The organism is Klebsiella sp. K-3 (assembly GCF_051207495.1).
In the GTDB taxonomy this organism is placed as follows: Bacteria; Pseudomonadota; Gammaproteobacteria; order Enterobacterales; family Enterobacteriaceae; genus Klebsiella; species Klebsiella aerogenes.
Genome location: NZ_JBPNXF010000018.1, coordinates 60,076 through 73,203 on the forward strand (window position 1 = coordinate 60,076; position 13,128 = coordinate 73,203).

A 13,128-nucleotide genomic window follows, 5' to 3' on the forward strand; every position below is an offset into this window, starting at 1 on the left:
GCGATTTACGCGTTGGGCTATGCCATATATACTCGAACATCGGCTATCAGCAACCAGATGGATTACATGTACCAACCTGCCGCACTATTTATCGGCCTTCGCTACATGCGCGGGCGCGCAGCCGACCGCTTCGGCCGTTTCGTCTCCTGGCTTTCGACCATCGGCATTACGCTTGGCGTGATGGCGCTGGTGACCGTCCTGTCGGTGATGAACGGTTTTGAGCGCGAGCTGCAAAACAACATCCTGGGGCTGATGCCGCAGGCTATCATTAGCGCCCAACAGGGCTCTATCAACCCGCAAAAAATGCCGGAAAGCGCCGTTAAGCTGCAGGGCGTGACGCGCGTCGCGCCGCTCACCACCGGCGATGTGGTGCTGCAAAGCGCCCGCAGCGTCGCCGTCGGCGTAATGCTGGGCATCGACCCGGCGCAAAAAGATCCGCTGACGCCTTACCTCGTCAACGTCAAACAGAGCGATCTGCAGGCAGGTAAATATAACGTCATTCTCGGCGAACAGCTGGCGGGTCAGTTGGGGGTTAACCGCGGCGATCAAATTCGCGTCATGGTGCCTTCCGCCAGCCAGTTTACGCCGATGGGACGCGTGCCGAGCCAGCGTCTGTTTAACGTCATCGGCACCTTCGCCGCCAACAGCGAAGTTGACGGCTATCAAATGCTGACCAATATCGATGATGCCTCTCGACTGATGCGCTATCCGCTGGGCAATATTACCGGCTGGCGATTGTGGCTTAGCCAGCCGCTGCAGGTTGACACCCTCAGCCAGCAGACGCTGCCGGAAGGTACCAAATGGCAGGACTGGCGCGAGCGTAAAGGCGAGCTGTTCCAGGCCGTGCGGATGGAAAAAAATATGATGGGGCTGCTGCTGAGCCTGATCGTCGCCGTCGCCGCTTTTAACATTATTACCTCGCTTGGCATGATGGTGATGGAGAAGCAGGGCGAGGTGGCTATTCTGCAGACCCAGGGGCTGACGCCGCGGCAGATCATGGCCGTCTTTATGGTACAGGGCGCCAGCGCCGGGATCGTGGGCGCGCTGCTTGGCGCGCTGCTCGGCGTGCTGTTGGCCAGCCAGCTGAATAATTTAATGCCGATTATCGGCGCGTTTTTGGACGGCGCGGCTCTGCCGGTGGCGATTGAGCCGCTGCAGGTGATTATTATCGCTCTGGTGGCGATGGCGCTGGCCCTGCTGTCTACGTTGTATCCTTCCTGGCGCGCCGCCGCCACCCAACCCGCTGAGGCTTTACGTTATGAATAAGATCCTGCTGCAATGCGACAACCTGTGCAAACGCTATCAGGAAGGCAACGTGCAAACCGATGTGCTGCACGATGTCAGCTTCAGCATTCAAGAGGGTGAAATGATGGCGATTGTCGGCTCTTCAGGCTCCGGCAAAAGTACGCTACTGCACCTGCTTGGCGGGCTGGATACGCCGACCTCCGGCGATGTTATTTTCTCCGGTCAGCCGATGAGCTCGCTCTCCGCCGCGGCTCGCGCCGATCTGCGTAACCGCGAGCTCGGGTTTATCTATCAGTTCCACCATCTGCTGCCGGATTTTACCGCGCTGGAAAACGTGGCGATGCCGCTGCTGATTGGTAAGAAAAAAGCGGCGGATATCGAACGCCAGGCGAAAGCGATGTTGCAGGCGGTCGGTCTGGAGCACCGTAGTCACCATCGTCCGTCGGAGCTTTCCGGCGGCGAGCGCCAGCGCGTGGCGATTGCTCGCGCGCTGGTGAACAAACCGCGGCTGGTACTGGCGGATGAACCGACCGGCAACCTCGACGCCCGCAATGCCGACAGCATTTTTGAGCTGCTGGGCGAGCTTAACGTGGCGCAGCGTACCGCTTTCCTGGTGGTAACCCATGACTTGCAGCTGGCGAAACGAATGAACCGCCAACTGGAGATGCGCGATGGCCGCCTGACGGCTGACCTGACCCTGATGGGGGCCCAGTAATGGCTTCACCGTTATCGTTACTGATTGCGCTGCGTTTTAGCCGCGGCAGACGCCGCGGCGGTATGGTCTCGCTGATTTCCGTCATCTCTACTATTGGCATCGCATTAGGCGTGGCGGTACTGATCGTCGGCCTGAGCGCGATGAACGGTTTCGAGCGCGAGCTCAACAACCGCATTCTGGCGGTGGTGCCGCACGGTGAAATCGAGCCGGTTAATCAGCCGTGGAATAACTGGAACGAAGCGCTGACGAAGGTTGAAAAAGTGAAAGGCATCGTCGCCGCTGCGCCTTATATCAACTTTACCGGGTTGGTGGAGAGCGGCAGCAATATGCGTGCCATTCAGGTCAAGGGCGTCGATCCGCAGCAGGAGAGCCGTCTGAGTTCATTACCAAACTTTGTGCAGAACAATGCCTGGGCTAGTTTTAAGGCCGGCGAGCAGCAGGTGATTCTGGGCAAAGGCGTCGCCGATGCGCTGCACGTGAAGCAGGGGGATTGGGTGTCTATCATGATCCCCAATTCAGATTCCGAGCACCAGCTGTTGCAGCCGAAACGCGTCAGGCTACACGTGAGCGGCATTCTGCAACTGAGCGGCCAACTGGACCATAGCTTCGCGATGATCCCGATGGCGGACGCCCAGCAGTATCTGGATATGGGCAGCAGCGTGACCGGCATCGCCATTAAAGTCACCGACGTCTTCCACGCCAATACGCTGGTACGCGACGCCGGCGAGGTAACCAATAGCTACGTCTATATAAAGAGCTGGATCGGCACCTACGGCTATATGTATCGTGATATTCAAATGATCCGCGCCATTATGTATCTCGCCATGGTACTGGTGATTGGCGTCGCCTGTTTTAACATTGTCTCGACGTTGGTGATGGCGGTGAAAGATAAAAGCGGCGATATTGCGGTGCTGCGCACGCTTGGCGCGAAAGACGGCTTAATCCGCGCGATTTTCGTATGGTATGGTTTATTGGCTGGTTCGGTCGGGAGCCTGATCGGGGTGGTTATCGGCGTGTTAGCCGCGCTGAAGCTGACATCGATTATCAACGGTATCGAAGCGTTGATCGGGCATAAATTCCTTTCCGGCGACATCTATTTTATTGACTTCCTGCCGTCTGAATTGCACTGGCTGGATGTCGTTTATGTGCTGGTGACAGCACTGTTGCTGAGTTTGCTGGCCAGCTGGTATCCCGCCCGCCGCGCCAGTCGTATTGACCCGGCGAGGGTGCTGAGTGGCCAGTAATTTATCGTCGTGGCCCTTCAACGCTGCATCTATTAAGCCAATTCTGTGACAGCAGAGGCCGCCCAAAGGATGTGGGGTTGGGGCTAATAAGAGGAATGGCTAAATGTATTACGGATTTGACATTGGCGGCAGCAAGATAGCGTTGGGGGTGTTTGATAACGCCCGGCAACTTCAGTGGGAAAAACGCGTTGCCACTCCAACGGAAAGCTATGAGGCTTTCCTGCAGGCGATTGAAGCGCTGGTTCGCGAAGCCGATCGGCGCTTTGGCGTGGAGGGCGCGGTCGGTATCGGTATCCCCGGCATGCCGGAAACCCCGGACGGCAAGCTGTATGCCGCCAACGTACCCGCCGCCAGCGGCCACCCGCTGCGCGTTGATCTCAGCGCGCGCCTGGGGCGCGAAGTACGTCTTGATAATGACGCTAACTGCTTTGCGTTATCTGAAGCGTGGGATGACGAATTTACCCAATATCCGCTGGTGATGGGATTAATCCTCGGCACCGGCGTCGGCGGCGGGATCGTGCTTAACGGCAAATCGATTACCGGTCACAGCTACATCACCGGCGAGTTCGGCCATATTCGTCTACCGGTGGATGCCCTGGAAGTGGTGGGGCGCGATTTTCCGCTGACCCGCTGCGGCTGCGGCCAGCTCGGCTGCATTGAGAACTATCTTTCCGGCCGCGGATTCGCCTGGCTGTATCAGCATTTTTATCACCAATCCTTAACTTCGCCGCAGATCGTCGATCTGTGGCTGCAGGGTAATGCGCAGGCGCGGGAGCACGTCGAGCGTTATCTCGATCTACTGGCCGTTTGTCTGGGCAATATCCTCACCATTGTCGATCCGGATCTGTTGGTGTTGGGTGGCGGATTATCTAATTTTACTGCTATAACCGAAGGGCTGGCGCAGCGCCTGCCGCGTCATTTGCTTCCGGTCGCCCGGGTGCCGCGCATTGAGCGCGCGCGTCATGGCGACGCCGGAGGTATGCGCGGTGCGGCCTTCCTTCATTTGACTCATTAATTACAGGGGTAGCTATGCTGTCGCGCCGCTTACATCGCTTAAGCCGTTTCCGCCGTAAAAAACGTCAGTTACGCGATCGCTTACGGCAACGTGTCTTCTTCGGCGAAGACAAAACGCCGCCGCAGGCAATAGACAAACCGCGGGTGGTGGTGTTAACCGGCGCCGGTATTTCGGCTGAGTCGGGGATTAAAACCTTCCGCGCCGCCGACGGCCTGTGGGAAGAACACCGGGTGGAGGACGTGGCGACACCGGAAGGTTTTGCCCGCGACCCGGCGCTGGTGCAGGCGTTTTATAACGCCCGCCGCCGCCAGTTGCAGAGTGCGGAAATCGCGCCCAATGCCGCGCATCTGGCGCTGGCGAAGCTGGAAGAGGCGCTTGGCGATCGTTTTCTGCTGGTGACGCAGAATATTGATAATCTGCACGAGCGCGCGGGTAACCGCCGGGTTATCCATATGCACGGCGAGCTGCTGAAAGTACGCTGTTCGTGGAGCGGGCAGGTGCTGGAATGGACCGGCGACGTGACGGCGGATGATAAATGCCACTGCTGTCAGTTCCCGGCGGCGCTGCGCCCGCACGTGGTATGGTTTGGCGAGATGCCGCTGGGCATGGATGAGATCTACAGCGGGCTGGCTGAGGCCGATATCTTTATCGCTATCGGAACCTCCGGTCACGTCTATCCGGCGGCGGGGTTCGTCCATGAAGCTCGTTTGCACGGCGCGCATACCGTCGAGCTTAACCTTGAACCAAGCCAGGTCGGCAGCGAATTCGCTGAGAAACATTACGGGCTGGCAAGCGAAGTAGTGCCCGAGTTCATTGATAAGCTGCTGAAAGGACTGTAACGGCTAAATGTAAAACCGCCGCGTCAGACGCGGCGTTCTTATAGCGCTTTTTGCATATTGATAACCGAGCGGGCATTCGAGGCGCTGGTCGCCAGCACATCGATAACCCCGGTGCGGAGCGCGCCGAGGATGGCCGTCGCTTTAGTGCTTTCCGAAGCAATGGCGATAACGCAAGGAATGGAACGCAGTTGCTCAAGGCTCAGGCCGATCACCCGGTCATTCATTACGGTGTCAACCGGCTTACCCTGAATATTGAAAAAACTATACCCTGCCAGGTCGCCAACCACGCCCTGATCCTGCCGTGCGGAAGCGATTTCCTGCGGTGTGAACCATCCGAGTTGGACCATAAAGCTGTTCTCGTTCATATCGCCAAGGCCAATGATGGCGACGTCGGCTTTGCTGGCCTGTTCCAGCGTGGCTTTGATCAGGCGGTTTTGCATAAACGCCGAACGTAGCTCCGGGGTTTCGACATAGGCTGGCGCATACAGCGTTTCACTAAAGCCGTTAAATTTGCGCGCCAGATTCCGGCTGATATGGTCGGCGTCAATGAGCTGGTTATCGCGCTTGGTGCCGCCGATGCCGCAGATGAAGCGGCAGTTGCGCTCCGGGAATACGCCAACGTGATTAGCGACGGCCGCCACGTTCCGCCCCTGACCGACGGTGACGGTCATATCATTCTTTAACACGCCGGCAAGATAGTTGCTTACCAACGCCGCCACCTGCTGGCGCTGCTCATCTTCGTCATGATGATCGAGGGCAATCAGCGCGCGTTTAATCCCGAAGTGCGAAATAAACTGCTGTTCAATCTGCGAACTAAAGACCGGGTGGTACTTAACGCTTATCTCAACGATGCCTTCCTGACGCGCTTTTTTCAGTAGTCGCCCCACTTTGATACGCGAGATCCCGAAACGTTTGGCTATCTCTTCCTGTGTCTGTTCCCGATCGTAATAGGCGACTGCGATTTCAGTGAGCAGCGCGTAATCTGAGTCTTGTTCATTCATAGCGTGGAATTTCCATCTCTGGTGTCCCCTTAATACTACTGCGCCTGAAGAATAAATTCCTGTGTAACGCGTTGAACAATTTCACAATAGCCGTTGGCGTCCCATGCCGCGCGGCCGATAAACAGGCCGTCGATATCCGGCTGACGCAGCAGTTCTACCACATTTTGCAGATTGACGCTGCCGCCGTAGAGCAGGGGAATACGTTGCCCGGTCTCGTCGCCGAAAGTCTCGCATAGTGCCTGACGCAACGCCTGATGTACCGCCGCGGCCTGTTCCGGCGTCGCTGGCGTACCCTGTTCGCCGATAGCCCAGATGGGTTCATAGGCCACCAGCGTTTGCAACACCTGACTATCGCTCAGGCCATAGAGGGCGATTTTCATCTGCCGCACTACGCTTTCCCGGGACACCTGCCAGCGCTTTTCATCAGCGCTATCGCCGATGCAGATCAGTGGACGTAGTCCATGGCGCAGGGCGCTATGCACCTTTTGGTTAATGGCCGCGTCGCTCTCATTGAACGCGCCGCGCCGTTCGGAGTGGCCAAGTTCGACCAGCGTCGCCCCGGTTTCCAGCAACATCGCCGCGGAAATCTCGCCTGTCCACGCGCCGTTCTCCGCTTCATGCATATTTTGCGCGCCGGTCAGACACGGCAGCTGGTGCTGCTGGATAAAGCGGCTGACGGGATGAATGGCGGTAAAGGGGGGAATAACAAAGGATTGAATATCAGGATGTGTTACCTGCGGTAAACGTTGCGCCAGGGTTTCGCACCAGGCTAGCGCCTGCGATAGCGGTTTATTCATCTTCCAGCTGGTTCCTAACCATATCGGTTTCATCTTCACTTCTCCTGATTAATAAAATCAATAGATTGTCACATCGATTGGTGGTGATAGCACTGAGATTGAACTTTTTATCATGGCGTGAACATATGTTAGATCACATTTTTCGATGAAATAAATCCTCAGATTTTTTTATGTGATCGTCATCACTAATGATTAGGCAATCATCAGGTAATGTTTTGAACATGTGATTTGATAGTGAACATATGAACAACTTACTTTCACCACAAGAGGCCCACGATGTCACAAGAGAAAAAACCCGTTGTTGCAATCACCATCGGCGATCCTGCTGGGATCGGCCCGGAGATCACCGTTGCCACCATGATGGAAAAAGGCGTTTATGAGGAGTGCAAACCTTTTCTGATCGGCTCGGTTGCGATCGTCGAACGGGCGATGAAGATCATGGGCTGCGATTTTGCCATCAACCGCATTACGCATCCGGATCAGGCCCGTTTCAGTTGGGGTACGCTGGATATCATGGAGACCGGCGAATACGACTGCGACAGCATCGAATGGGGTAAAGTGCAAAAACTGGCGGGCGAGATGTCGCTGGATTATGTGATGAAATCTATCGAGCTGGGGATGGCAGGACTTATCGATGTGGTCTCTACCGCGCCTATTCATAAAGAGGCGATTAAGCTGGCGGGCTGTAAATTGCCGGGCCATACCGAAATCTATCAGGTTGAGACCAAATCCGACTACGGGCTGACTATGTTCCATGTGCATAATCTGCGCGTGTTCTTCGTCAGCCGTCATATGGCGCTGAAAGCCGCTTGTGATTACGCCAACAAAGAGCGTGTGCTGGCCTGTGTGCAACAAATCCACCATGAATTTAGCGAACTGAATATTCGCAACCCGCGCATTGCCGTTGCCGCGCTGAACCCGCATGGCTCTGATAACGGTCTGTTTGGTCATGAAGAGGCCGATAACCTGATTCCGGCGGTAAAAGCGGCGCAAGAGCTGGGTATCAACGCCATCGGCCCGGTACCGGCGGATTCGGTGTTCCATCTTGGTAAACAGGGCCGCTACGACGCCATTCTCTCCCTGTATCACGATCAGGGACATATCGCCTGTAAGACGCTCGATTTTGAACGTTCGATCACCATTACCTTCGGCCTGCCGTTTATGCGCAGCTCCGTGGATCACGGTACGGCCTTCGATATCGCCGGTACCGGCAAGGCGGGCACCGTCAGTATGCTGGAGTCGACGCTGGTGGCCGCGCGTTACTGGAAAATGAAGCATCAATAATCGCTGACGTTAATGCAAATCAAAAGGACAGAGAGATGGAAAAGCATCTGTTGATTAGCAAAGGCAGTAAAGGCTGGGGCGGGCCGCTGACGGTGAACATCGGTCAGGCGAAAAAGATTGCGTATATCACCGGGGGGATGCGTCCCCCGGTAGTTGAGCGCCTGTGCGAGCTGACCGGCTGGCCGGCCGTCGATGTATTTAAAAATGGCGAGCCGCCGGAAGCGGAAATTGGCCTGATGGTGATTGACTGCGGCGGCACCCTGCGCTGCGGTCTGTATCCGAAACGCGGGATCCCGACCATCAATTTACATCCCACCGGCAAGAGCGGACCGCTGGCGGAATATATCCATGAAGAAATATATGTTTCCGGGGTCACGCCTGCCGGTATTGAGGTGGTGTGGCCGCAGGGAGAAGGCGGCACGCTGGGTATTGTCGCGGACGATCTCACCGGCGCGACGACCCTTGGCGTCCTGCTGGCGCGTAGCGGCCTGAAGACGGCGGCTTTCTTTGATACGGAGTCCTTCTCACGCAATGAGGTGGAATATCCGGCCATGGTTGTTAGTAGCGACAGTCGACCGCTGCCGAAAGCCGAAGCCCAACACCAGGTGAGCGCGGCGGTACAGCAGTTACAGGCACGCGGCGCGCACTATTTTACCAAGCGCATCGATACCACCTTGCGCGGCGGCATCGGTTTTGAAATTGACGCCATGCTCGAACAACTACCGCTGGAAACGGTGGCGGTCGTGGTGCCGGCGATGCCGCAGTCGCGGCGGATCCTCGTGGGCGGCTATTCGGTTATTGATTCAGTCGCGCTGTCGCGTACCGACGTTGCCCGCGATGTCCGCACGCCGGTAACGGAATCCTGGGTGCCGGGGCTGTTGGCGGCGCAAACGCATCATCAGGTTGGTCATATTTCTCTTTCTTCGGTGATGAAGGGCGAGGCGCAGATCGAAATTGATCTGCAGGAGCAACAGCAACGCGGAGTTCGAGTTATCGTCGTTGACGCGATCACCGTCGAGGATGTTGATGCGATTGCCGGGGCGGTGGTGGCGCTGAACTGGAACGTACTGGCTGTTGATCCGGGCCCCTTTACTGAACGACTGGCGGTGCGCCGTGGCTTAATGCGTGAAGCCCGCGCCGCGGCGCTGGCTCCGCAGACCGCAGAGCAGCAGCGTGGTTCGATTCTGGTGGTGGCGGGCAGCGCCACGCCGGTGACCAAAAAACAATTACAGTATTTGATCGCCAACGATCCGCGGGTATGCCACATCCCGGTGGATGCGGAACTGTTGGTGGATAAAAAGAATGCCGCGGAAATTGAAGTACAGCGGGTGGTGCAGCATGCCCGCCAGTGCATTCCGCAGCAGCAAAACGCCTTATTCGTTTTTGAGTCGGCGTTGACCGGTCGGCTTCTGGATCTCCAGGAAGAGGAGCAGCGTTTCGGGCTCTCTCACGGCCAGGCGGCTGAGAATATCAACCAGGGACTGGGCAGCATCGTGCGTGAGGTGCTGAACTGCGCCGGTGGGGAAATAAAAGGGCTTTATATGACCGGCGGCGACACGATGGTCAACGTCCTGAAAGAGCTTGGCGCAACCGGTATTGAAATGATTGACTACGTGATCCCGCAAACCGATATGGTGCGGATTATCGGCGGTGATTATGCCGGGTTGATTTGCGTCGGCAAGGGCGGATTAACCGGCCCGGAAGACATTCTTAGCACCATTGTCGAACGGATTTATAAAGAAGCACAAAATTAATAATCCAAGGCGACGTAATTGGAGTCCGGGTGGTATTGCGTCGTTTTTCTCTCTGTACCCTAAATACTTTAAGTTATCAGCCGTAATTGCATTATTCGTCGATACAACTTGAAGAGTGCTGGGTATATATAACTAAGATGAGCTACCCTATGAATATAAATATCCTGGATAAAATGAATAAGGTACCCGGTGGATTAATTATTATTCCACTGCTTGCCGCCATTCTTATTAATACTTTTGTGCCGCAGGTGTTGGCGATTGGTGGCCCGACAACGGCACTGTTTAAAGTTGGCTCCAGCGCCATGATGGGGATTTTCCTGTTAATTTGCGGAACCTCGATTAATATTCGCCAGGCTGGTTTGCCGTTGTATAAAGGCGCGGTGCTACTGTTCCTTAAATGTCTTGCCGGGGCGCTGGCGGTATGGGCGGCAGGGGCGATGTTTGGTCCGGCTGGTTTCCTCGGTATTTCGACCCTGGCGCTGATTGCCTGTTTAACCAGCTCTAACAGTTCACTGTATATCGCGCTGTGTAGCAACTATGGCGACGCCAGCGATGCCGGAGCGATATCGGTGTTTTGCATTAAAGACGGTCCCTTCGTCACCATGGTGGTGCTGGGCGTCAGCGGTCTGGCTAATATCCCCTTTGCCGCGCTGCTATCGATGCTGATCCCGCTGCTGATCGGCATGCTGTGGGGGAATCTCGATGAGCGCTTCAAACAGCTTTGCGCCGCGTCGCAGCCGTTGGTGATCATTATTATGTCGTTTGCCATTGGCGCTAACTCAAGCATTGATACCGTGTTTACCGCCGGGCTGTCAGGTATTCTGTTGGGCGTTATCTCGGCCATCACCGGCATTATTTTCTACTTCCTGTACAACCTGTTTCTTAAGAAAAAGACCGCATTGGGCGCGGCGCTCGGCACCACGGCCGCCAGTTCCGCACTGACGCCAGCTCTGGTGGCGCAGGCGGATCCGTCGCTGGCGATGTACGTTGATGCCGCCACCGCGCAGCTGGCTACCGCCAGTATCATTACCATGCTCACCGCGCCGGTTCTGGTGGCCTGGTTTGACAAACGTCTGAAAAAGCGCGCCCCGCAGGTAGAGGATACGCCAGTAAAAGATGACAAACCGGTGTCACTACCATCGCATGCGCCACGGGGGAATAAATAATATGCCATCGCCGTTGTATTCGTTGTCAATTACCGCCGTGGGAGAATACGTCGCAAATTATCTGACGGAGAATAAATTAATTCTCTTTGCCGAACCGGCGCCTGCGGATATTGCCATGTATTGTGCGCTGCACCGCGCCAGTGATTTATCGGCGGAATTAGCTCCCGGGCAGATACTATCGCTAAATAATACGCAGTATCGCATTACCGCGGTGGGCAGCGTGGCAACGGCGAATTTAAAACAGCTTGGCCATATTACCTTGAATTTTGATAACGCCGTGCGGGCTGAATTACCTGGAATGGTTCACCTGGCCGGCATTACACCCAAAATAATAAACGTGGGTGACCACATTTCAATTTATACACTTTAAATTAAATCTGTTATTAAGCTAAGGAATTAACTATGAAAACGATCGCTATTGGTGCGGATGATGCCGCCTATGCATTTCGCGATGTCATCGTCGCTTATTTGCAGGAGTCAGGAATAAACGTCGCGGATTACAGCAGCGATAAACGCCAGGGCAGTACGGTATATCCGGATGTTGCTCACGCGGTAGCGATGTCGATTAAGCAGGGTGAACACGATCGTGGGATCTTAATTTGCGGTACCGGCATTGGCATGAGCATAGTGGCGAATAAAGTTCCGGGGATTCGCGCCGCGCAGTGTCACGATACATTTTCCGCCGAGCGGGCGCGCAAAAGCAATAATGCGCAGATTATCACCCTTGGCGCACGGGTCATCGGCACGGAATTAGGCAAAAAAATCCTCCAGGCGTGGCTGGCGGCAGAATACGAGGGCGGCGGTTCAGCGCCGAAAGTTGAACGAATCGATTATTACGAACACCAGCATGCCAGAGATTAATTCCCGGTTTTTTTGAAAGGAACAGACTATGAACCAGCTTGATACCCTGAAATCCTATACCGTGGTCGTTGCCGATACCGGCGATATTGAATCGATTAAAAAGTTTTCGCCGCAGGATGCTACGACCAATCCGTCATTGGTGCTGAAGGCAGCCCAACTTCCGCAGTACCAGGCGCTGATCGCCGACGCCATCGGTAAAGCGCGCCGCCAGGGCGGCAGCGAACAAACCCAACTGATTAACGCCTGCGATCAGGTGGCGGTGGATATCGGCAGCGAAGTACTGCGCCACGTACCCGGGCGTATCTCAACCGAAGTCGACGCGCGTTACGCCTGGGATCGCGGCATGTGCGTCGCGCAGGCGCGCAAGCTAATCCAGATGTATGAAAAGAACGGTATCGGCGCCGAACGGATCCTGATTAAGCTGGCGGCGACCTGGGAAGGGATCCGCGCGGCGGAGGAGCTGGAGAAAAGCGGCATTAACTGTAACCTGACGCTGCTCTTTTCCTTTGCCCAGGCACGCGCCTGCGCCGAAGCGGGGGTCTATCTGATTTCGCCGTTCGTCGGGCGGATCTACGACTGGTATCAAAAGCATCAACCTCAGGAGACGGAATATCAGGCCGACCGCGATCCGGGCGTCGTTTCCGTACGCCAGATTTATCAGTACTACAAATCCCACGGCTACGACACCGTAGTGATGGGCGCCAGCTTTCGCCGTATTGAGCAAATTCAGGCGCTGGCGGGCTGCGACCGGTTGACGATTTCCCCGGCGCTGCTCGATGAGCTGGCGGCTAACGACGCGCCGCTCAGTCGTCAGCTCAAGCCAGGTTACGTCAGCGAAACCCGACCGTCGCCGATGAGCCAGGCTGAGTTTCTCTGGCAGCATCATCAGGATCCGATGGCGGTGGAGAAACTGTCGGAAGGCATTCGGCTGTTTGCCGCCGATCAACTGAAGCTTGAAAACCAAATTCGTCAGATGCTGTAAGCAGCAGGGAAGACCGCTATGAATAACACACTTGTCGTTCGCCGCCGCTGCGCCAACGCGCTGCGCGCACTCTCGATGGACGCTGTACAGAAAGCCAAATCCGGCCACCCTGGCGCCCCGATGGGCATGGCTGACATTGCCGAAGTCCTGTGGCGTGATTTCCTGAACCATAACCCGCAGAACCCGTCCTGGGCCGATCGTGACCGCTTCGTGCTGTCCAACGGT

Annotated in this window: 13 protein-coding genes and 1 pseudogene; 12 read left to right on the forward strand and 2 right to left on the reverse strand. The window is 56.0% G+C overall.

Annotated features, from left to right (window positions below; all coding sequences use genetic code 11):
• Positions 1-66 precede the first annotated feature (66 nt).
• The 5 genes from lolC to cobB all read left to right on the forward strand — a co-directional run bounded on the left by lolC (position 67) and on the right by cobB (position 5,058).
• On the forward strand, positions 67-1,266 hold the full coding sequence (gene lolC / locus ACSEMK_RS22820; protein WP_087857985.1) for a lipoprotein-releasing ABC transporter permease subunit LolC: 1,200 nt from the start codon (positions 67-69) through the stop codon (positions 1,264-1,266).
• Positions 1,259-1,960, forward strand: a complete 702-nt coding sequence (gene lolD, locus ACSEMK_RS22825) for a lipoprotein-releasing ABC transporter ATP-binding protein LolD (RefSeq protein ID WP_015367168.1) — start codon at positions 1,259-1,261, stop codon at positions 1,958-1,960. Before lolC ends, lolD begins: the two co-directional genes overlap by 8 nt.
• Positions 1,960-3,204 carry a lipoprotein-releasing ABC transporter permease subunit LolE gene (lolE, locus tag ACSEMK_RS22830; protein ID WP_113374189.1) on the forward strand — a complete coding sequence of 415 codons (1,245 nt, stop codon included), beginning with the start codon at positions 1,960-1,962 and terminating at the stop codon, positions 3,202-3,204. Before lolD ends, lolE begins: the two co-directional genes overlap by 1 nt.
• A gap of 103 nt (positions 3,205-3,307) precedes the next feature.
• Complete coding sequence (nagK, locus tag ACSEMK_RS22835; RefSeq protein WP_430915496.1) at positions 3,308-4,219, forward strand: N-acetylglucosamine kinase; 912 nt, start codon at positions 3,308-3,310, stop codon at positions 4,217-4,219.
• A 14-nt stretch (positions 4,220-4,233) separates the two neighbouring features.
• A complete protein-coding gene (gene cobB, locus ACSEMK_RS22840) occupies positions 4,234-5,058 on the forward strand; it encodes a Sir2 family NAD+-dependent deacetylase (protein ID WP_047037522.1) in 825 nt (274 codons plus the stop codon).
• Positions 5,059-5,096: 38 nt separating this feature from the next.
• Here cobB and ACSEMK_RS22845 read toward each other — a convergent pair whose 3' ends face one another.
• Together ACSEMK_RS22845 and ACSEMK_RS22850 are read right to left on the reverse strand one after the other, a co-directional pair.
• Positions 5,097-6,059, reverse strand: coding sequence for a sugar-binding transcriptional regulator (locus tag ACSEMK_RS22845; RefSeq protein ID WP_015367164.1), 963 nt, complete (start codon positions 6,057-6,059; stop codon positions 5,097-5,099).
• Between the two features lie 35 nt (positions 6,060-6,094).
• A complete protein-coding gene (locus tag ACSEMK_RS22850; protein WP_430915497.1) occupies positions 6,095-6,889 on the reverse strand; it encodes a triose-phosphate isomerase in 795 nt (264 codons plus the stop codon).
• A gap of 243 nt (positions 6,890-7,132) precedes the next feature.
• Here ACSEMK_RS22850 and pdxA point away from each other — a divergent pair, with 243 nt between their 5' ends.
• The 7 genes and pseudogenes from pdxA to ACSEMK_RS22885 all read left to right on the forward strand — a co-directional run.
• Positions 7,133-8,140 (forward strand): 4-hydroxythreonine-4-phosphate dehydrogenase PdxA, encoded by a 1,008-nt coding sequence (gene pdxA / locus ACSEMK_RS22855; protein WP_411325433.1) that lies wholly within the window; start codon positions 7,133-7,135, stop codon positions 8,138-8,140.
• Between the two features lie 35 nt (positions 8,141-8,175).
• Entirely contained in the window at positions 8,176-9,894 is a 1,719-nt protein-coding gene (locus ACSEMK_RS22860) for a four-carbon acid sugar kinase family protein (RefSeq protein ID WP_275518962.1), read from the forward strand.
• Between the two features lie 149 nt (positions 9,895-10,043).
• A complete protein-coding gene (locus tag ACSEMK_RS22865; RefSeq protein WP_015367160.1) occupies positions 10,044-11,060 on the forward strand; it encodes a 2-keto-3-deoxygluconate permease in 1,017 nt (338 codons plus the stop codon).
• A gap of 1 nt (position 11,061) precedes the next feature.
• Positions 11,062-11,430, forward strand: coding sequence for a PTS glucitol/sorbitol transporter subunit IIA (locus ACSEMK_RS22870; protein WP_015367159.1), 369 nt, complete (start codon positions 11,062-11,064; stop codon positions 11,428-11,430).
• Between the two features lie 32 nt (positions 11,431-11,462).
• Entirely contained in the window at positions 11,463-11,921 is a 459-nt protein-coding gene (gene rpiB / locus ACSEMK_RS22875; protein ID WP_015367158.1) for a ribose 5-phosphate isomerase B, read from the forward strand.
• Positions 11,922-11,949: 28 nt separating this feature from the next.
• Positions 11,950-12,903, forward strand: coding sequence for a transaldolase (gene tal / locus ACSEMK_RS22880; protein ID WP_015367157.1), 954 nt, complete (start codon positions 11,950-11,952; stop codon positions 12,901-12,903).
• 18 nt (positions 12,904-12,921) lie between these two features.
• Positions 12,922-13,128 (forward strand): annotated as a pseudogene (locus tag ACSEMK_RS22885) (transketolase); the annotation flags it as partial.